The sequence below is a fragment of the Paenibacillus sp. PCH8 genome, assembly GCF_002968835.1.
Lineage (GTDB): Bacteria > Bacillota > Bacilli > Paenibacillales > Paenibacillaceae > Paenibacillus.
The window spans coordinates 301,617-322,664 of the sequence record NZ_PKQK01000001.1 but is presented as its reverse complement, the minus strand read 5'-3'; the positions used below and the strand labels follow the sequence as shown (position 1 = coordinate 322,664).

The window sequence follows — 21,048 nt, the reverse complement described above, 5'->3', positions numbered from 1 at the left end:
GGCGACCTTTTCCCGGAATTCAATCAGGGGAGAGGTGTTGCGCGAGCCATTCTTTTTTCAGTAATGCATATTGAAAGGTATTCTCGTATTTCGGTGTGCCATCTTCATATTTAACAAATGAAACAAATTCCATGAAGCAGCCTTCCTGACGCATGCCCAGTTTCTCAGACAGCTTCTGGGAACGGAAGTTATCATCCTCGACATAAGCGTACAGTCTTCTAACTCCCTGTTGCGTAAAGAGATGCTCTATGAAAGCGTTGGCGCTCTCACTTGCGTATCCCTTCCCTTCAAATCTCGCATTAAAATTCCATCCAATACTATACGTATCCGAATCGCGTTCTTCCTTCATACCAAACAGCTCTCCGATCAGTTCGTTACTGTCTTTCAGACAGACCGCAATATGAGAGTCATCACGGCTTCTTTTCTCAACTTCTGCTGCAGCGTCCTCTAAAGTTAAGACATTATGATCCATGAAGCAGTTCACTCTTGGATTGGCGGTGTACTCCAATAATCCTTGTGCGTCGGTTGCGGTAAAATTTCGTAATATCAATCGATTTGTTTCAAGGCTATGCATAAGTAATACCTCCATTTATATTCTGAGCAGGATGATGGTTTATTGTATAGCTGGTATTATCCTGTTTCTGTTAGCCAATCTCTACTTTTGGCTAAGCTGGGGATTGCCTTGGGGATTACTTTTGGGTTTGGCAGAACTTGCCCCCGTTGTGTTCTCCACTTTGGAGAACAAGTTCAGCCATTTATCTTTGTAGATATATCCGAGCACGAAACCAATAACGGCAATGACGGATATGATAATGGCGATGCTGTATTGTTGCATATGAATGGTGGACCCTACTGCGGCAGAGGCAATAATCCATGGGAGACGACCAACCAGAAGGATCGTGAAGAATCTTAAAGAACTCATGGTTGTAAGAGCGGCAACAAATACGAGCATGTCTTTTGGCAAACCGGGTATCAAGAAAAAGAGAAACAAAAAGGCAGAGAACTTCTTCTCATCATGAATAAACGACATCCACTTATAATCTTTCTTTTGCAGTAGCCGGGTAATGAAATGGCGACCGATAAAACGAGTGAAATAAAAAGCAATTGCTGAGCCCAATACCAAACCTACTGTCGTGTAGAACGACCCAAGGGTGATCCCGTAGATATATCCGCCGGCCACCTGTACTACTTCTCCCGGAATAGGTGCAACCACGATCTGAAGTATCTGGAATAGAATAAACATGACCGGGCCCCAATGTCCCGTTGAATGAATATACGCTCTGAAATTGTCCATGGACGACATGATTTTAATCATGGCAGGAGCATAATAGACCAGTAAACCAATGGACAGAATCGTTAATAGACCCAGTAGTATCTTCATAACTGTTTTGCTCGTAGGTTGTGGCATAGCGGATGACTCCTTTGTGTTATGACCTTGACTAATTACAGTATAAAACGAAAACATGAAGAGTAACCTACGTAACTTCTGAAGAATTCTTAAGTCGATTGTATTTGCTGGTAGTAGCTACTAACGCATATTATACTGAATTTGGACGGAGGGATCGGATGAGCAAGCAGATTTTAATAGCCGACGATAATAGTGAGATTCGCGAAATTGTTAAGATTCTGTTGGAGAGCGAAGATTACAAAGTGATTGAAGCGGTGGATGGTCAAGACGCGATTGATAAAGTGAATGAAGAGACGGATCTCATTATCTTGGATATGATGATGCCGAATAAATCGGGGCTGAAGGCGTGTCTGGAGATTCGTGAAAAGACAAGCGCTCCGATCCTGTTTCTCACAGCTAAAACGCAGGATTCGGACAAACAATTGGCATTCTCCTCGGGGAGCGATGATTTTCTGTCCAAACCTTTTTCCTATACAGAACTCGTTGCGAGGGTAAAGGCATTGCTTCGAAGGTATTATGTATATCGGGCAAGGAGAAGACGGAAGAAGCGGACCAAATGATCATTAAGGATCTTACGGTCCGTCCGGATTCCAAAACGGTATATGTTAGGGAGAAAGAAGTGGCTTTAACCGAAATTGAATACCAGATTCTGCTGTTGCTGGCCAAGAAACGGCGAAAGGTATTTTCGGCGGAAAACATATATGAGAGTGTTTGGGAACAACCCTACTTTTATACCTGCAATAACACGGTTATGGTTCACATTCGTAATCTGAGAAGCAAGCTGGAAGACGACCCGCAGAACCCTAAATATGTGAAGACCGTTTGGGGAAGGGGTACAAAATTGAATAGGTTGTTAATGGGTAAAAAGCTCAAGATCAAATTGGTGCTAGCGGTTATGATATCTTTGGTCATTTCCATAAGTGCATTTGTCCTTGTACAAGTGGTTGGTGAGACCGTACTGGACAATTATTTAAGCAAATCTACTTTTGTAGAGAACAGGCAGCAAGATGCACTGAATCGATTCGAAACATTCGTGAATAACCAGAACGTGTCAACCTCTGATCATGAGCGATTGTCTGCATGGATAAGTAAGGAACGATACTTAAATCTGTATATTTTTGCAAAAGATAAATTGATCTATTCCTCCAATACCGGGATTGATTCTGCCATTAATGAAGAGCTTCTAACCCAATTGGTTCCATCGAAAATACCCATCAAGACGATTCGTTTTGCGGATCAGGATGCCGAGATCTATCTGGTCGGCTTTTATGAGTATCAATACTATAATCTTATTTTGATTCTTGGTGTTTTTGTTGCGGCTGTTGTGTTCATTGTTTCTTTTCTACTCATGATTAACAGGAAAACCTCCTATATTGGCAGGCTTGAGCAAGAGATTAAGATCCTCGAAGGTGGAAATCTGGATTATTCGATTACGATATTGGGAAAGGATGAACTGTCGTCTTTGGCCCAGAGTATTGATGAGATGAGAAAATCATTTATTGAACGGCTCGGCAGCGAGGAGAGGGTGAGGATAGCCAATCGTGAATTGATTACAGCCATTTCCCATGACCTGCGCACCCCGCTTACGATTCTGTTGGGATATATGGACATTATAGAGCTCAACAAGTATAAGACACAGGAAGACCTGTTGCAGTATATCCATAACAGCAGGGAGAAAGCCTATCAGATCAAGGCACTGTCGGACAAACTATTCGAATATTTCACGGTATCCTCTGCCGCGGAAGAAGAGGAAGTGGAGTTTGAAATCTATGAGGGTAGAGCGCTTATCGATCAACTCATAGATGAACAACTGGTCGTTTTGGACGATATCGATGTTCAGATTCAAGCCGATACTAATCACGAGAAGTTTCTGCTGGAAATCAATCTGGTTGCTATTCGCCGTGTATTCGATAACATATTCTCTAATATTCGAAAATACGCTGATCCATTAGAGCCCGTTCAGATCAAAGTTTATTTGAAACAGCAATGTGTCTTTCTGGTTGTAGAGAACAAGATTAAACGTGTTGACAAAAAGAAAGACAGCAACGAAATCGGGCTTGTTAGTTGTGAGAAGATGATACAGCAGCACAACGGAACGTTGACGGTATCTCAGGAAAAAGGTATCTTTGCGCTACAAATCACGCTGCCCGTCATCTTAAATAAAGCGGGGTAGAACAGCGGGAGTTCAACGAAAAGAGTCTTCCATGAGAAGGATGGAGATCAGGATTCAGGATGAACTCCAGAAGATGAAAATGAATATGAGTGGAAACAGGATTGAAAAACCTTCGTCGCGGCTCCCCGGAGCGGCGACTATTGTGGTTTCTTTTTTATTGGTGAGCGTGCCGATATCATGCACTGTTGTGTGTTATATATGGAGGTATGGGACGTATGGCGGGACAATAACTGTGATAAAATAGTGATGAAATATAAAGGTCCATATAAACCAATCATGATACATGTTTTTTGGATATAGAGAGGGGTTTGTTGCCAGTGAACTTGGAAGAGGTTATGCAGGAACTCGAATTGCTGGGGAAAGAACGCACGAAAAAAATGTATATGTCCAACGGGGCGCTTGAACCGCTATTTGGCGTGGCCACCGGCGCGATGAAACCGATTGCGAAGCGGATCAAAAAGGATCAGCCTCTGGCTCAGCAACTGTATGCTACAGGGAACTATGATGCGATGTACTTTGCTGGTGTGATTGCTGACCCTCAAGCGATGACGGAAGCCGATTTTGACCGCTGGATTGATGCAGCCTATTTCTTCATGATCTCGGACTACATCGTTGCTGTGACGCTGGCTGAGACAGATATTGCACAAGCAGTTGCAGATAAGTGGATTGCAAGTGGTGAGGAACTCAAGATGTCTGCGGGCTGGAGTTGTTATTGCTGGCTGCTCGGAAGCCGGAAGGATAGCGAGTTCTCTGAACATAAACTGATGGAGATGCTTGAATTGGTGAAAAAGACGATTCACGAATCACCGGAACGAACAAAATATGCGATGAACAACTTCCTGTACACCGTCGCAACATCCTATCAACCGTTGCACGATCAGGCGATGGCGACAGCCAAGGCCGTTGGCCCTGTTGAAGTGCAGAAGGACAAGTCCAAGAGCAAGCTTCTGCACGCCTCTGAGAATATTCAAAAGGCCGTGGATAAAGGACGTGTTGGATTCAAGCGTAAATATGTAAGGTGCTGAGAAGATCAATACCATTAACGATTCATGGGGTGAAAAAAGCCATGCTTAGGCATGGCCTTCTTCGTCAGGTGTTATAGCACCTTCACGATCTAAACTACAGGAGCATTCTGCTGCTTGAAATATTGCTCAATCAGAAAGGCGAGCACAGGTCCAGGCTCTACCTGCTGTAACTGAGCCTGATCACCAAATTCCATGAGATATGGCTGCTCTGTGCTGCAAGGCACCCAATGAGGCATTGGCTTTCCGGTGGAGTCAGAGCCGTTTGGGTCACCTGTAGCAATAAAATTGGATAGATAATTACACATCTGGCGAGCCAGATCATAATGCTTGCCTGTGAATGGACGCCAGCATTTGGCAAGCGTCTCAAAGAAAAACCACAGATCGACCGAGTGGAAGGTGCCAGGCTGATCCCAACCTGGAATCTCTGCGTCAAAGTTGTAGTAATACAGGGGTGACTCGGACGGATGACCGCTGTTGCTGTTGGCACGGATGGCAAGCAGGATGGCATGCTGAATCATGCGTACAGACGCCTGTTGCAGAGCATGTTCCAGCTCACCATTACCGGTCTCGCACAGTTCCAGAAAGACGGGTGCGTCCTCGCCGAACAGTTCCACAGCCATCTGCTTCAGCTCTTCCATGGTGGCTGCGGCGGGTCGTGTCCAGAATTCGGAGGATGTATGCCCCAGCATTACGGGAATTGACTCGCGTTCATGCTGGACAAAACGTGTGAATGGATCACCCGCGCAAAATTGTCCGTCAATGACCGTTCCCCAGAAGCTTCTGTATTCCAGCGCTTTATCGCGGAGATAATCGGCATCCAGTTGTCTGGCTTCGTGCAGGGAGGATACTCCCAGAAAGCGGAAAAATTCAACACCTTTCTGCTCCGCTTCCTGCAATGTAGTGCGAACGGCAGGCACGTGGACCTTCGGATATAACTCGGTAGCTATGCCGCTCATAATGACAGCCCGCTGGAATAAGCCCTTATTTTGCGGGGAGGTCATCTGGCTGAGCACACTGCCGCCGCCCGCGGACTGTCCGCCAATCGTAATCTGGTCCGGGTCACCGCCAAAGGCAGCAATATTCCGCTGGACCCATTGGGTGCCTGCCTGCTGATCGAGATGTCCGAAGTTTGCTGGTGCATGTGGAGATTCGTTGCTGATTTCGGGGTGGCACAGGAAGCCGAAGGCGTTCAGTCGGTAGTTGATGGTGACGACAACGATGCCTCTGCGTGCGATTCGCTCACCATCAAATTCCATTTCGGCAGTATTGCCGACCTGGAGGCCACCGCCAAAATACCAGACAAAGACAGGCAACTTCTCATCGGTGCGCTTGGCGGGTGTCCAAACGTTGAGATAGAGACAATCCTCATTCATGGGCAGGTCTGGATCAACCGCCCACTCGCGTGTGTAGATGTTGTTATCGTCGATGACTGTTTGGGCTTGCATGGAGATGGGAGCATAGTCAAACGCATTCAAAATACCGTTCCAACTGGACATTGGCTGCGGAGCACGCCAGCGATTCTCACCTACGGGAGGTGCAGCAAACGGAATTCCCTTAAAGCTGGTAATACGCGGGTCCGCTGCGGGCAAACCCTGCACTTGTCCATGTTCTACCGTAACCATTCTGAGCAAAGCACATTCTCCTCTCTGGATTTAACAAGTATAGTGAATACCAAACGAGATATTATGGATGCGCTTACAAGATGGTGGGGCATGATGCCCTCTACATGTATAATAAGCAAACTTGGGGAAGGTTTCCAGTACCGATACGATCATTAACCGAATGATCCATGTTTTGATATGGATGAACCGAGGGGGAAACAAGGTTGAATCCGATGTGGCATGAGAATAGCAGGGCCAGTAATTTGTACTTTATCAGTGGCGGACATAAGCCATCCAACTCTCACCAATGGGGGCCCGGAGTGCGTGACGTTTATGCCCTGCACTATATTATCCGCGGCCAAGGAACACTGGAAACAGGTGGCCGCATTTTTCAACTGCGAACGGGAGAAAGCTTTATCATATATCGGCAAAAAGAAATCTACTATTACCCGGACCCGCATGATCCGTGGGAGTATGTCTGGGTGGAGTTCAGTGGAGTTGAGGCCGGGCGGTTACTGGAGCTAACGCAGCTTTCAGAGGTACAACCTGTCGTGACTGCGGCACCGGAGACGCTTCAGCCCTTTTTTCATCTAGCCTGGAACGCGGGCACATCATCCCATGAATTGCAGCGTGCAGATGCCCGTATGCGTCTGCTGCTCTCCTATTACATGGAATATTACCCGAAGGAACCGCAGGGGGATACGAAGGATTATGTCTGGCTGGCCAAAAAATACATCGAGCAGAACTACTGGAAGCCGGCGTTAACCGTCATGGAGATCGTACATGCAGTCAATCTGGAGCGAAGCTACTTGTTCCGACTGTTCAAAATGGCTACAGGCAAGTCTGTGTCCGGGTATATTACGTCCTGCCGAATTCAGCGTGCTTGCGAATTGTTGAAGACATCAGGCTTGCCCATTCAATCGGTGGCGTACTCGGTTGGCTACAATGATCCCTTATACTTCTCCAGAGTATTTAAGAAAGCGACATCACATACGCCATCAGCGTATATCATGCTGCATGCGAAATCCGCAGAACTTCAGCGGAATAGCACACAGTTGCCGGATTCCCGGAAATAACGGATCAGCTTCTCGATAGGCTCGCGGTCGCAGTTCAGCTTCTTGCCAAGGCAATCAATGCACAGAAATTGTTGGGCAGAGCGTGAGATCAGCTTCATGTATATAGCTACTTCGTCCGCTTCAAGTAGAATCTGGCAGGACTTGCATAGGCGATTGCTGACCATCTACTTCACCAGCTTCGCTCGTACAACGAGACAATCATGGGCTGCCACAACCGGGGCGAAGCGTTCACGGAACACACCGAGTTCCCGATGTTCCCAGCAATCATACAGCGACAGCCCGTATCCGGCAGCGTAGGGCAGACCCATATCCCAGAATTGCAGCGAAAGCTCGCGCTGACTGTCACTGAGATTGAAGAAACCGATTGCCAGATCGCCGTCGGTAAGCACCTTCACCAGCATGAATACGTCATTGCTATGGAACCATTGTGGCTCCGGTTTAATGAGGTAGGCACCGCGCGCCTCAGCATCCTGATTGATGGCAATGAGGTCGGGATTCAGCAGAATATCCTTGGTGATCTGGTTAGTCTGGCGCACATCACAGCCGATCATCAACGGTGAACCCATGATGGACCAGAGCGAGAAGTGGGTTTTATATTCAATGTCGTTGCATCCACCGATGCTGCCAATATAATCATTGTTACTTCCGCCGTACATACCAACGATTAGCATGTCCATGTCATTATGGCAGAAAGATCCGGTGTAGCTTTGTTTGCCCAGTTGCGAGAGTGTCAGTTCTTTGACCGACTCCCAATTGTCGCGAATGTCACCGGTAGAGCGGTACATATGAGCGCCCGATTCCCGAATCCAGTCGTATACGTTGTCTGCTCCCCAGTTGCAGGCGGAGAACAGGATATCACGTCCGCAGTTTTTGAGTGCGAGGCTCATCCGTTTGTACAGCAGTTCGCCAGAGATATGGCGCGGCTTGAAGCAGTAGTCATATTTTAAATAATCAACGCCCCATTCGGCAAAAAGCGCGGCATCCTGGAATTCATGCTCAAAGCTGCCGGGGTAGCCGGCACAAGTATGAGTACCAACGCATGAATACATGCCAAACTTCAGACCTTTGCCGTGAATATAATCAGCAAGTGCCTTCATTCCGCTCGGGAATTTCGCAGGATCAGCGACCAGATTGCCGCCTACATCCCGTTCCTTCAGACTCCAACAATCATCAATGACGATATACTCGTAACCTGCTGCAAGATAACCTTCCGATACAAATACATCAGCGACATCCCGAATCAATTGCTCATTAATATCCCACGTAAACGTATTCCACGAATTCCAGCCTAGGGCGGGGGCATAGCCAAGTCTAGGGTTGTTGCTCATCGTCTCGCATCCTTCCGTTGATTGCTTGCGTTAGCGGTACTACACTAAACTTATACGATGAACATTCGTTCCAGCCATAGCTTGACGTTGTTTGAACATGGACATATGATGCTCTGCCAGAAACCTCCATATGGATAAGGGGGGACATCAACCTGCAAGATAGTTAACACATTTTTTTTCTATCATTTATACTAAATAAGCCAGAACTTAATTAAGGAGTTGCCGAACCCAATATGAATAAAAAAGAAGTCGCGCATATACGCAAGCAATTTAAGATGGATCACGATCTACTGAATATCTACGACATTCTCAACGTCTATATTACGAAGGAAACGAACGAGGTCTATCACTGGGAGCGTCATCCATTTGAATTGGTCGACAGAGAAAAGCAAGAACTGTACATGGGCAATTTCAAAAAATTGCTGATGGGTGAACTCGATCAGAAGTTGTTCGAGTTGAGGTTCCAGGCAGAGGCGGAGGACCCGGCTCAGGTGTTGCTTCATCAGGCTCTGGTCACAGGTGATCCGGAAGAATGGCAGGATATGATGATGCTGCTCGTGGATCGAATGTTGGTTGATGCCAAATATGAACGGGACATGGTGGCTACGTTCGTGCGTGGACAATATTACTTGCCGACCAAGGCTCGTAACGAAGCAACCGAAGAGAGCGAGAAGAATGAGGTATTCGCACACCCATTCATTCTGTGCAGCGTGAATTCCACGGAGAAGCAGCGTAAGACGCTCTTGTTTGATTACGTGGAGAGAGAATTTAAGTACAATATTATTGTAGATCCGATTATCAAATTAAGTACGCCAGAGCAAGGGTTCCTATACCCTAGCGTGACGGACAACTATTCCGATGTGAATCGTGTTCTGTATTGTACCGGGAAATCCAATTTCCCTGATCCACATTTTGTTGAAAATGTACTGAATGGAGAAAGATCCGTGACTGCACTGGAAGAACGGGCGATCTTCGAAGATATCGTCAAGGAATTGACGGGTGAACAACTTGACGCATCCACCATCGCGCATGTGTATGAAGAGATCAACCGGGTCATCGAGATTAATGAAGAGTCACACGAGGAAGAACCTCCGAAGCTCGATTACAAAGATGTGGAACGTGTGCTGACCGCAAGCGGCATAGAGGATTTGACGACGGAGAAAGTGGAGCGGGCATTCGAAACGATCGTCGATAATAAGAACTATGAACTGAAGGCGAACAGTGTCATGCCGAAGTTTACGTCCAAATCGATCAAGATCGATACCAAGGTAGCCACGATCTCGGTCAGTCCGCAGGATCTGAAATATGTGAAGCAAGTGAATTATCAAGGAAAACGATGCATCATGATTGAAGTGGACGAAGATGCTGTAATTGAAGGGTTCACGCTTGCTACGGAGATACTTTAGAAGAATGGTGACCCACATATAGTCACTTGAGAATCGCACGGAACTGCTGTGAACCAATAACGAACGTTTGCAAGCATTCATCAGGATGACAAACAATCGCCATTTGTTTCAACAAAATAGCCCGTGTCTGTGGCAATATTGCCAAGGCACGGGCTTTCGCTTTTTTATGATTGTTGCAGCAAATGTCTGATATCTGCTGCCGGGCTGGAGCCGAGTTCCTCTTGGAGCAATTCCTCCAAAATCAGATATTGTCGTTGTGCTTCGGTTCTCCGTCCAAGCGACAGATACAGAAGGATGATCTCGCGATGGATGTCTTCCCGAATCGAATCAATCTGGAGGATCCGTTCCAAATAATACAATGCGCGCAGTGGCTCACCTTCCTTCGCATGATAGCGGGCAGCGGCCTCCATCGTCAGGATGAAGTCGAGCTCCAGTTGTCTGGACCATGCGAAAGCCCACTCATAGTGTCTGCCTTTCAGAAGTTCACCTTGGTAGAGCGTGTCCATTCGCTCGAACAGCTCTGGGTGATGATGTGCCGAAGACTGACGCAACTGCCGGAACAGCGCCTCGAACTCGTACAGATCGCATTCAATGGCTTCCCGGTCGATTCGGATGCCATTTCTGTCCTTGAGAATGATTGGTAGGTCACTGTTGTCGCCGATGGCGCGGCGAACGTAATACAGAGTGGAATTGATATTCGTCCAGGCTTTCTGCGGGCTAAGATCCTTCCACAATGTATCGGCCAGTGCATCACGACTGGTCGATTTGGTATACAGCAGGAACGCAAGCAACTCTTCTGTTTTGGGCGTTCTGAGTTTGATGGGATTATCTGCTCCAGCTCCGCCAAGCACCGTGAATTCGCCGAACAGACGCACGGTCAGTTTGGGAGTAGGCGTGATGGGTTCAGGAGGTGTCACAGAATCGCGAAGCTTGAGCTGTAACCGCTGAATGCTACGATTCAGTCGCTCTGCCGTGACCGGCTTAATGACGTAATCGATCACCTCTTTGTCAAAGGCCTGCACGGCATATTCCTCATATCCGGTCACCAGCACGATGGGGAGCGAAGGATGATACTTACGCAATTCCCCAATGAGATGCATACCCGAGATGCGGGGCATCGTAATGTCCAGAAATGCCGCATCGAAGTTATTTTCCGCCGCGTATTCGCAAGCTTCCTCCGGGTCGTGAAATGCACGACATATCTCAACTTCTCCACTTTCTGTCAAAATGCGATTCAGCCGCTTGAGTGACAGATCCTCATCATCGACGATGATGACTTTTATCATGGTTCATAACCCCCGTTCCCATCTGTGCTTAGACGTTGATTTGGAAGATCAAATGTAATCCGCGTGCCCTCACCGTCCAGACTTTCCATCTGAAGGTGTCTGCCATACAACAGATTCAATCGGCTGGAAATATTCCATAGTCCTACGCCGTTACTGCCATCCGTGGATTGCCGAATTTCGTCCATTCGTTGTCTGGTTATTCCGATTCCGTTGTCCTCAATGGTGAAACGTGTTTCCGTATCATTCAGATTACGAATGGATAGCATGACGCGACCACCGCGAATACTGGACATCAGGCCGTGCCGAATCGCGTTTTCGATCAGGGGCTGTAACGTGAGTGGAGGAATGTCCATGTTCCGGTTCACATCCACATCCACATCGATAATGACCTCCAGCCGTTGACCAAAGCGGGCTTGCTCAATGGCTACATAAGCTTCGATCATCTCCAGTTCGTTCATCAGGCTGGTCTTCGAATCTAAATGTTTGAAGTGCACACTTCGCCTTAAATAGCTCGATAATTGCAAAATCAATTGTTCTGCCCGATTCGGCGCATCCACGCACAATTCGGCAATAGCATTCAGAGCGTTATACAGAAAGTGCGGGTTCATCTGTGACCGCAAAAAGGAGATCTCAGCATCTCGTGCGGCCTGAACGGACGTTTTCATCCGGGTCAAACCACCGATCCGGGCCAGCAGTTCCTCCGATTCGAACGGCTTCGATACGAAATCATTGGCACCTTTCGCCAAGGCCAGCTTCAACTGATGGGCTTTATTGCCTGCCGTCAACATGAGTACAGGCAGCTCGGAAGGAGAGAAGCGCTCCCGGATGCGTTCCAGCAATTCGTAACCCGACATGTCGGGCATCATGATGTCGGCAATAACGAGATGCACAGCGGGAAGCTTATCCAACAGTTCCAGTACAGAAGGTGAGCGTGAAGTGACCGCATAACTGTAGCCTTCTAGTTTCAACAGATTTACTATGGTCTGCAAATTCGCCGAGTCATCGTCTACAACGATGATCCATTCGTCTTTATTCCCGTTCACAATCGTTGGTTCTTCGAATCGGAGTGACCGATTAATGGAACCAGCAGGAGCTATGGTAAGCGGCATGACGTTGGATCGCTTCTCTCCTTTGCTATCTGCAAGCGGGAAGGTCAGGATGAATGTGGCACCCCTGCCAGGTACCGATTCCGCATATATAGTTCCGCCATGCAGCTCGACCAGCTTACGCGTAATGCTTAGTCCTAGACCGGTGCCTCCGGCAACGACTGGCCCGGTATCCGCTTCCTGCTCGAACGGCAGGAAGATATGCTCCAGCTTATCCGTACCGATGCCACGGCCGGTATCGACCATGCGTATTTCCGCTTTGCCTTGAACGACTGTAGCACTGATACTAACGGTGCCGCGCTCTGTGAACTTAATGGCATTGCCGATCAAATTATGCAAAATCTGAATCAATCGGTTGCCGTCTGCATAGATCGGCGGGAAATGTGCCGGGATGAGATTGATAAGCTCCACCTTTTTCGCGCCAAGCAGGAAGGAGTGCATACGCATGACTGATTCAACGAACGAGTACAGATCGGTCGAAGATCGGTGGAGCGGGATGTCGCCATGTTTCATTTTGGAATAATCCAGTAGTTCATCCACCAGATAGGTTAATCGTCTGCCGCTTCCCGTCACGATCGCCAGATTATGCGCCTGCTCGTCGGTAAGTGGACCTTCTGCGCCTTTAAGCAGGCTCTCGCTGATGTTCACAATCGCATTCAGCGGTGTTTTGAGCTCATGCGACGTATTGGACAGAAAGTCATCCTTCACTTTGTCGAGTAAAAGTAGCTGATCTTTGAGGGCACGTACCGTACGATATGCCTCGAAGAACCTAAGCACTGCCAGGAACAGCATCAGGATGCTGAACAAGACAATTGAAGCCTGCCCGATGTTCATGTTTTCCTTGAGCGAGATCGAGAAGAGGTTAATATCCAGGCAATATAGCGTGATGCTGAGCAGAGCCGCATACCACAAAAATGTGGACAACCGTTCCCCTTTCCCGCTGGACAGGAACTGCATAGCGCATTGATACAGCAACCATAACAACAAAAGCGTATACATCACGACGACATAAGGCGCAACAATTCCATAGACAGAAATAGGCAGGAACGCAACCATACATAAGTACGCACCAAAGATGATCAGAATTAACGCTGTGAGTATACCGGAGAGGATGCCTGTTTTGAATCGGTAGAAATACATTGTCAGCAGACCCAGGCATGCCACGGAGCAGAAATCCTTTAATTTATAGAGCGCGCTAAAGGAGATTTCCGTGCCCACCATGGCCAGCACACGTTCGCTGATCATCCCATTATAGAGGGCATATAACAGACAGATTAGACCGAGCAACAGCAGGGAATCGTCCCTGTTTCGGTATAGCACAGACCCCAAGTAACTGATGAGGAATATGATCGAAATGGTTGCCAGTGCAGCCAGTGTACCGAATTCGACAGCTGTGCTGGTTTGATGTTTTTGAAGCATGGCCGCTTGTTCGCCAAAAAAGAGTGGACCCGGAATGCCCGCGTCCGTGTAATCGTAATTGGCCACCCGGATCATAATCTCAATGTCGCCGCCATGATAGGGGAAAAAGCCAATCTGGGGGAGTTTCCTGGGCGGTAACCCGCGGATTTTGCCGCGGCATGCCCGTCTTCCAGCAGCTTATTGCCATTGATATAGATCTCGCTGGCAAAACGAATGTTCATCTTTTTGATAGCCAGCGTTCCTTCAACAGGTGCATTACGCAATACCAGTCGATACGTGGCAAACCCGTAGGCAGGTAGTCGTTCACCATGCACTTCAAGTCGTTTCCAAGAACCAGGAACGTTTGCATAAGCATCAGGTTTGATCGTTGGTCCAGCTTGATTCGATATTGCAGATTCGGCAGGAAGCAGATGCTTCCAGTAAAATTCCCATTCCCCGTCCAGCTTGATCCGCTCGTCCTGTTCAGGGTTCCAGGCCGAGAGGTCCAGAACACCTTGGCGGGCATGAAGCGCTGCAGATTGTGGTTCTCTGATCGTTGACAGGAGCAGTACGGTAATGGCAAGTACAACAGTCAGGACAACGCCTGAGATTTTTAATAACACGAAACGCTGCTCCTTTGGAGGGTGGTCCATACATCCATTTTCTCAATACTAGAGACGAGACTTTTGGAACACGATCCTTTAGTAGATTCAAAAGTAAACTCTTATATTCTATCGGCATTGTAGCGGATATCCGGAGGGGGTGCAATCACATTTCGACAAAATAGTTTCTGTTTATTGCTTGAGGCAGGATACGGATGATAGCGTGTTGTTGTAACATGAGCAGCTCACTGCTATACCCAGCCCGTAAACTCCAGGATGGATGCTTTTGCAGATTGGACTTCGGATTGTGCACCTTTGCGCCAAGCTTTTGGCGACATGTCCATGAGCTTGTTGAAACAACGGTTGAAGCTGGAGATGGAATGGAAACCGACTTGTTCGGAGATAGAGAGAATGGAGGCATCGGTACTTTTTAACTGCTTGCAGGCCTCCTCGATACGGGTACTGTTGAGAAAATCGAGAGGCGTCGTACCCATGATCTCATGGAATTTCCGGCGGAAATGGGTGGTACTTAAATGGCATGCATCAGCCAAAAAATCGATGGTTACGGGTGTCATATACTGTTTGGTGATGTACTCCAGAGCTGGAGAAATAACAAGGTTGCCTTTTAGGCCAGGCTCTTGTTCGAGTTCGGGATGAACCAAAGGTTTTTTCTTCGAATGAATTCGAAGGAGTTCGATATAGAGGGACAGCAATAATCCATACGCACTTTCCTGATAGTACGAATTCTGTTGTTCCAATTCTGCAATGATGGATGCTGCAAGCGAATATAACTTGGGATGTTGTTCCTTGTTCAGGATACAGTCAGATCCCTGTACCGCGAGCAGATTCGGTTCGAAATCGCTATAAGCACTTCTGAACGTATGTTGAAAGAGGTCATCTGGCGAAAAAAAGATATAGGACCACAGGCTGGCTGTATTAGGTGAACTGTAGGTTGTGTGAGGGAGATACCTTGGAATGAAGGTCACATCACCTGCCTGGAAGGGGACGGATTCACCCTTGATCTCCATGATCCCGCTGTCGGAATGACAGATGCCAATCTCCAGAAGGTTGTGAAAATGAAGATGTTCGCTCTTAATATCGGATATCTTCCATCGTTCCCCGCTCAACAACAGGATCGGGAAATTCATAGGTGTGCTGTAGTGACGATATTCAATGACAGGTTTCTTTTTTTTTGGCATATTCCAGTGCTCCCATTCATAAATAGTTGAAATTGCGCAGTTTAGCGGCGAATATGCTTAGATTGAGACCATTTTACTGCGTAGAATGGAATAAGTAAAGCGTTTACAAAAATGGACGGACACCTCTCAGCGCGCAGTTGGGGGCGTGTGCGCAGCGAGAGGAGAATAACAATGCTCCAAGTGAAATATGACAGGGAAGAGATTCTCAAGGTGATCGACAACGTTACGAAGAAAACACTGGATATGGATCTGACATGGGATTGGCCCTGCGGTGTGGCTTATTATGGTGTATCCCGAGCCTATCAAACGACAGGGAACCAAGAGATTCTGGACAGGCTGGTGAAATGGGCGGACGAATATATCGAGCTGGGCCTGCCAAGCTTTACTGTAAATACATGTGCCATGGGCCATGTGCTCATCACATTATATGAAGAAACCGGGAATCAGAAATATTGGGATATTGTGATGAGCAAGGTGGATTATCTCCAGAACCATGCACTGCGTTTTGGAGACAATGTGCTTCAGCATACGGTATCCGTTTCTAATGATTTTCCGGAACAGGCTTGGGCGGACACTTTGTTTATGGCGGCATTTTTCCTGCTCCGCGTAGGTAGCAAATTAAAAGATGAGGCCATGATTCAGGATGCCCTGAATCAGTACTACTGGCATATCAAATATCTTCAGGACCCAGGCAGTGGCCTGTGGTATCACGGCTATAACAACGTCAACAAGGATCACATGTCCGGGTTCTACTGGGGTAGAGCGAATGCCTGGGGAGCATATACGATGTCGCAGGTGAAACCTCAGCTCAAAGAGTGGTATTTATATCCGCAGTGTATGGACGTCGAATGTTCTCTACGAGATCAACTGGCGTCTCTCAAGCTGCTTCAGACGGAGAATGGCTTGTGGCGTACGGTTCTGGATGACCCCGAATCGTACGAGGAAGTTTCTGCCTCTTGCGGCATCGCAGCAGCCATGATCAATAACGGCAATCCGCTGCATACCAAATATGTGCAAAAGGCACTCGAAGGCATCCTGAACAATATTAGCGAAGATGGACGTGTACTGGGTGTCTCTGGCGGTACAGCAGTCATGAAGGATCGGGACGGCTATCGCAATATTCCGAAAGACTGGATTCAAGGCTGGGGTCAGGGCCTGGCACTCGCTTTTCTGTCCGATATGTTGAGATAGGGAGGGAACTCAAATGTCCAAACCAACCAAAGGCTCCTTTACGTTGCCGGGAGAATCCGGTTATGAAGCATTGACGCTGGAACTTGCTGAGCGCTGGGGTGCCGATGTAATCCGTGACAGTGACGGTACGAAATTGTCGGATGAGATTATTAATGCCGACTATGGTATCTATTCAACCATTTGCATCATTCGGGATCATAATGAGTGGGCATCCCGTAATCTGGATAAGCTGCAGCAATGTTTTCTCATTACAAGTCCGAAGGTTGCTGTACAGGACTATGTATCCATCTATCTGATGGAGGATTTCTTTGCTGAACAATTCAGGCTGAATGATTCCAAAGAAGCGTTTAAATATTGGCAAGTTTATGATCGAACGACCGGACAGGAAGTCCCCAGAGGGCAGTGGAATTATGAAAGGGAGTCTGGAAATGTAGTCATTACCGGCGTTGCCCCTTGGCATAAATATACGGTGAGTTTCATGGTCTATCGGATATGGGAAGAGATCTCCATGTACAATCATACAACGAATAACTGGGACAAAGAGCATCTGATGCAGATTGACCCGATGTATATGGACACACAAATGTATCTGCTGGACTGGATGGAAAAGTGGTGCGTTGCACACCCGGAAACAACGGTTGTACGATTCACGTCCTTGTTCTACAATTTCGCCTGGATCTGGGGTAGTGACGAGCGGAACCGCCATCTGTTCTCGGATTGGGGTTCCTACGATTTCACGGTAAGTTCGAGAGCACTGGATCTATTTGCTCAAAAATATGGGTACTCACTCTCAGCTGAGGATTTTGTGAATGGTGGTAAATATCAGGTCACTCACATGCCTGCGGATCAGCGCAAACTGGATTGGATGGCATTCATCAATGACTTTGTGATTGAATTCGGTAAGAAATTAATTGATATGGTGCACAGGCATGACAAGCTGGCGTATGTCTTCTATGATGACAGTTGGGTCGGCATGGAGCCTTACAATGATCGCTTTCAGGAGTTTGGATTCGACGGCATGATCAAATGTGTATTCTCCGGTTATGAGGCCAGAATGTGTTCTGGTGTTAAGGTGGACACTCATGAGATTCGATTGCATCCATACTTGTTCCCGGTGGGCTTGGGCGGTCTTCCTACCTTCAAGGAGGGCGGTAATCCTACGCTGGACGCGAAGAAATATTGGATTAATATCCGGCGCGCATTGCTTAGGGAGTCCATTGATCGGATCGGCCTGGGGGGATACTTGCATCTGGTCGAGCCTTACCCGGATTTTGTGGATTACATCGAGAAGGTTGCCCACGAGTTCAGGGAAATGAAAGAGCTGCATCAGGCTGGAAAGCCTTATCAGATTAAGACAAAGGTAGCTATACTGCATAGCTGGGGCCGATTAAGATCATGGACCTTGTCGGGTCATTTCCATGAAACGGTTATGCATGAACTGATTCATGTGAACGAGGCATTGTCCGGTTTGCCGGTTAATGTACAGTTTATTGATTTTGAAGATATCCGCCAGGGTGCATTGAACGATGTGGATGTGGTCATTAATGCTGGTTCTGCTGGCTCCGCCTGGAGTGGTGGGGAGCACTGGAATGACCACCAATGTGTGGATAGACTCACGCAGTGGGTGTATGAAGGCGGAACCTTTATGGGGATCAACCAGCCATCAGCGGCCCCCGGGTACGACCACTTTTTCAGAATGGCGCATGTGCTTGGGGTAGATGAGGATACAGGTGCAAGAGTTGTTCATGGCAAATGGTCTTATGAGGCTCACGATGGACATGGCTTGGTGCCGGAAGGTGCTAATATCACTTCAAAAGGTAAAGGTAGCATATATCTTACGGATGGGACAGCCAAGGTATTGCACGAGATAGATGGCAACATCACGTTGTCCACGCATGCCTTCGGGAAAGGTCAAGGAATCTACCTGTCTTCGTTCGAATTCAATTGGGAAAATGCAAGATTACTGTTGAATCTAATTCGTTATGCCGGCAATGAATTCCAGGAAGATAAATATCTCACGGATAATCTGTATACGGAGTGTGCGTACTATCCGGAGAGTAACATATTGGTCGTAATCAATAATAGCGACCAGGTTCAAACTACGACGATCCATACGGAGCATGGGAAACGGACGTTCAAAGTAAATCCGTTTGATACAATCATCTCCAGCATTAAACTACAGACATCCGTATAAAGGATTGGGACATCGAATGGAAGGCCAACGGCTATAATCAGATTGTTAATATACGCTTAGAAAGCTCAAGCCTGCGGCGGGTATGCTGTCGAGACTGGGGCTTCTTTGCTGTGACAAGGAAATAGAGATACTGTATGTTGAACATACAGACCTCTCAATATTTCCGATGTATAGGAGTTTCCCACCTTTCGCTTATTCGTTATAATAATATGTAAATATGATGACATCGTCAGAGGAGACCACGATTAAACATGAGCCGCAAGTTATGGCGTAAGCGCATTCATTTTTTGGATGATTGGAGTCTTAGGTCCAAGCTGTACATATTGTTTATTTTTTGTGTGCTAATCCCGGTTCTGGCAACCAATGTAGTGTTCTATCAGAGCATCAAAGGCCACATGGAGGAGAAGGAACGAAGTCGGATCAGTGAGATGCAGCAAAGGATCAGATTCAACCTGCGTAACAGCTTGGACAATAGCCTGTATGTGTCTAACTTTCTCTACACGGATGTAACACTGAACCGATTCATGGAGTCCAGGTATCGTAATCCGGAAGATTATTATTTTGCTTACTATGACATGCTTAGCAATAACAATCTGGTCAGATATTATTACAGTTACCAGCAAGTAAATAAAGTTACGTTCTATGTGGGCAACGAAACCTTCGTGAACGGAGGCAACTTCATTAAGCTGGATGATGAGGTACGAAAAAGTGAATGGTACCAGGCATTGATGAACTCAAGCGATAATATCATGATTTATTCTTATTTTGACAAGCAGCAGGCGGAGATGTCGCAAAGTCAGGGAGGGCGCAAGGTAAGCATCATTCGTAAGCTGGATTATTTCGGGGAGCAGCGGGTTGAGAAGGTGTTAAAGGTTGATCTGGACTATGGGTTTATTAACAAGTCGTTCAAGAATGAGGGGACCAATGGGAAGATCTATGTCGTATCGGATGACCGGGTCATTTTCTCAAACGATACACAAATGAATCAGACTCGACAGCCATTCAACCTGATTTCGAACATTCCGATGGGCACTGTACAATCCAGGGAATCGATTCCCGTAGTATCCGAAAAATGGCAGATTATCGTCAGTGCCGAGAAGCTGGATTTTCTGTCCGAGGTTATGGATTCCAGGCGCATTGTAACCTTGCTGATTATTCTTAATCTGCTGGTGCCAACACTGCTGATCTGGTTGATATCCAGATCGTTGGTACACAGGATTAGTCGGATCGCGAAGCATCTGGATCAAGTGAAGCAAGAGAAATTCGAGGTCATATCGGAACCAGCAGGCAAGGACGAGATTGGTAGCTTGACCCATAGCTACAACATGATGGTCATCAAAATCAAGAACTTGATCGAGATTGTGTTTAAGGGTCAGGTGGAGCGGCAAACACTGGAGCTTTCCAAGAAGCAGGCGGAACTCAAAGCCCTTCAGAGTCAGGTGAATCCTCACTTCATGTTTAATACGCTCGAAACGATCCGTATGCGGAGCTTGATCAAAAACGAACTGGAAACCTCCGATATCATTCAGAAGCTGGCCTTGCTCTTGCGCCAGACCATTAATTGGGGGAATGACCTTATCACCATCCAAGAGGAAATCCGTTTTGTCGAGAGTTATCTGAACATTCAGCAATATCGTTTTGGCGATAAACTGAAATTCATCATTCAGGTTGCGGATTCTTCCATGTTAGCGATGATGATCCCCAAGCTGACGATCCTTACGTTTGTAGAGAATGCTTGCATCCATGGCATTGAAGGGACGTCGAATGACGGGGTAGTGGAGGTTTTATTTGAAATACAAGGGGATTTCTTGCACATGACCATACGGGATACTGGCGTTGGTATGGATGAGGACAAGCTGTTTCTGCTTCGTAATATGATGCTTGACCCGAGCATGGATCGAATGAACGAGCTCTCCAGCATTGGCATCATGAATGCATATATTCGATTGCGAATGTACTTCAATGATTGCGTCCAGGTGAACATATGGAGTGAAAAGAAAAAGGGGACAACAATCACCATACAAATTCCCCTTTCACAAGTATCTCAGGGATAAG

The 21,048-nt window shown here is 47.1% G+C and carries 16 protein-coding genes; 8 read left to right on the top strand and 8 right to left on the bottom strand.

Features of this window, described 5'->3' with window-relative positions; translation table 11 throughout:
• Positions 1-19: 19 nt before the first annotated feature.
• Both C0Q44_RS01310 and C0Q44_RS01305 read right to left on the bottom strand, forming a co-directional pair.
• Positions 20-574 (bottom strand): GNAT family N-acetyltransferase, encoded by a 555-nt coding sequence (locus tag C0Q44_RS01310; RefSeq protein ID WP_105405715.1) that lies wholly within the window; start codon positions 572-574, stop codon positions 20-22.
• 81 nt (positions 575-655) lie between these two features.
• Positions 656-1,408: a TVP38/TMEM64 family protein gene (locus C0Q44_RS01305; protein WP_105405714.1), complete on the bottom strand. Its 753-nt coding sequence runs from the start codon at positions 1,406-1,408 to the stop codon at positions 656-658.
• Positions 1,409-1,566: 158 nt separating this feature from the next.
• On the opposite strand from C0Q44_RS01305, the gene C0Q44_RS30605 reads away from it, so the two are divergent.
• The 3 genes from C0Q44_RS30605 to C0Q44_RS01285 all read left to right on the top strand — a co-directional run bounded on the left by C0Q44_RS30605 (position 1,567) and on the right by C0Q44_RS01285 (position 4,606).
• On the top strand, positions 1,567-1,968 hold the full coding sequence (locus tag C0Q44_RS30605) for a response regulator transcription factor (protein WP_258166116.1): 402 nt from the start codon (positions 1,567-1,569) through the stop codon (positions 1,966-1,968).
• Entirely contained in the window at positions 1,965-3,581 is a 1,617-nt protein-coding gene (locus C0Q44_RS30600) for a winged helix-turn-helix domain-containing protein (RefSeq protein WP_258166115.1), read from the top strand. The genes C0Q44_RS30605 and C0Q44_RS30600 overlap by 4 nt, the downstream gene beginning before the upstream one ends.
• A 317-nt stretch (positions 3,582-3,898) precedes the next feature.
• Positions 3,899-4,606, top strand: coding sequence for a DNA alkylation repair protein (locus tag C0Q44_RS01285; RefSeq protein ID WP_105405712.1), 708 nt, complete (start codon positions 3,899-3,901; stop codon positions 4,604-4,606).
• 89 nt (positions 4,607-4,695) lie between these two features.
• On the opposite strand, the gene C0Q44_RS01280 is transcribed toward C0Q44_RS01285, so the two are convergent.
• Positions 4,696-6,228, bottom strand: a complete 1,533-nt coding sequence (locus C0Q44_RS01280; RefSeq protein ID WP_258166266.1) for a carboxylesterase/lipase family protein — start codon at positions 6,226-6,228, stop codon at positions 4,696-4,698.
• 212 nt (positions 6,229-6,440) lie between these two features.
• On the opposite strand from C0Q44_RS01280, the gene C0Q44_RS01275 reads away from it, so the two are divergent.
• Complete coding sequence (locus tag C0Q44_RS01275; protein ID WP_181150970.1) at positions 6,441-7,283, top strand: AraC family transcriptional regulator; 843 nt, start codon at positions 6,441-6,443, stop codon at positions 7,281-7,283.
• Positions 7,284-7,447: 164 nt separating this feature from the next.
• Here the strand turns inward: C0Q44_RS01275 and C0Q44_RS01265 are convergent, their stop codons facing one another.
• A complete protein-coding gene (locus tag C0Q44_RS01265; protein WP_105405708.1) occupies positions 7,448-8,611 on the bottom strand; it encodes a glycoside hydrolase family 27 protein in 1,164 nt (387 codons plus the stop codon).
• 233 nt (positions 8,612-8,844) lie between these two features.
• Here C0Q44_RS01265 and C0Q44_RS01260 point away from each other — a divergent pair, with 233 nt between their 5' ends.
• Positions 8,845-10,017, top strand: coding sequence for a DUF4317 domain-containing protein (locus C0Q44_RS01260; protein ID WP_105405707.1), 1,173 nt, complete (start codon positions 8,845-8,847; stop codon positions 10,015-10,017).
• Between the two features lie 164 nt (positions 10,018-10,181).
• Here C0Q44_RS01260 and C0Q44_RS01255 read toward each other — a convergent pair whose 3' ends face one another.
• The 4 genes from C0Q44_RS01255 to C0Q44_RS01240 all read right to left on the bottom strand — a co-directional run bounded on the left by C0Q44_RS01255 (position 10,182) and on the right by C0Q44_RS01240 (position 15,608).
• Positions 10,182-11,303 (bottom strand): response regulator, encoded by a 1,122-nt coding sequence (locus C0Q44_RS01255; RefSeq protein ID WP_105405706.1) that lies wholly within the window; start codon positions 11,301-11,303, stop codon positions 10,182-10,184.
• Positions 11,300-13,903: an ATP-binding protein gene (locus C0Q44_RS01250; RefSeq protein ID WP_105405705.1), complete on the bottom strand. Its 2,604-nt coding sequence runs from the start codon at positions 13,901-13,903 to the stop codon at positions 11,300-11,302. The genes C0Q44_RS01255 and C0Q44_RS01250 overlap by 4 nt, the downstream gene beginning before the upstream one ends.
• Complete coding sequence (locus C0Q44_RS01245; RefSeq protein WP_105405704.1) at positions 13,900-14,430, bottom strand: hypothetical protein; 531 nt, start codon at positions 14,428-14,430, stop codon at positions 13,900-13,902. The genes C0Q44_RS01250 and C0Q44_RS01245 overlap by 4 nt, the downstream gene beginning before the upstream one ends.
• Positions 14,431-14,660: 230 nt before the next feature.
• Entirely contained in the window at positions 14,661-15,608 is a 948-nt protein-coding gene (locus C0Q44_RS01240) for an AraC family transcriptional regulator (protein ID WP_105405703.1), read from the bottom strand.
• A 171-nt stretch (positions 15,609-15,779) separates the two neighbouring features.
• Here C0Q44_RS01240 and C0Q44_RS01235 point away from each other — a divergent pair, with 171 nt between their 5' ends.
• The 3 genes from C0Q44_RS01235 (at position 15,780) to C0Q44_RS01225 (ending at position 21,047) form a co-directional block, all read left to right on the top strand.
• Positions 15,780-16,799, top strand: coding sequence for a glycoside hydrolase family 88/105 protein (locus C0Q44_RS01235; RefSeq protein WP_105405702.1), 1,020 nt, complete (start codon positions 15,780-15,782; stop codon positions 16,797-16,799).
• A 13-nt stretch (positions 16,800-16,812) separates the two neighbouring features.
• Positions 16,813-18,993, top strand: a complete 2,181-nt coding sequence (gene gnpA, locus C0Q44_RS01230) for a 1,3-beta-galactosyl-N-acetylhexosamine phosphorylase (RefSeq protein WP_105405701.1) — start codon at positions 16,813-16,815, stop codon at positions 18,991-18,993.
• A gap of 251 nt (positions 18,994-19,244) precedes the next feature.
• Complete coding sequence (locus C0Q44_RS01225) at positions 19,245-21,047, top strand: sensor histidine kinase (RefSeq protein WP_105405700.1); 1,803 nt, start codon at positions 19,245-19,247, stop codon at positions 21,045-21,047.
• Position 21,048 lies beyond the last annotated feature (1 nt).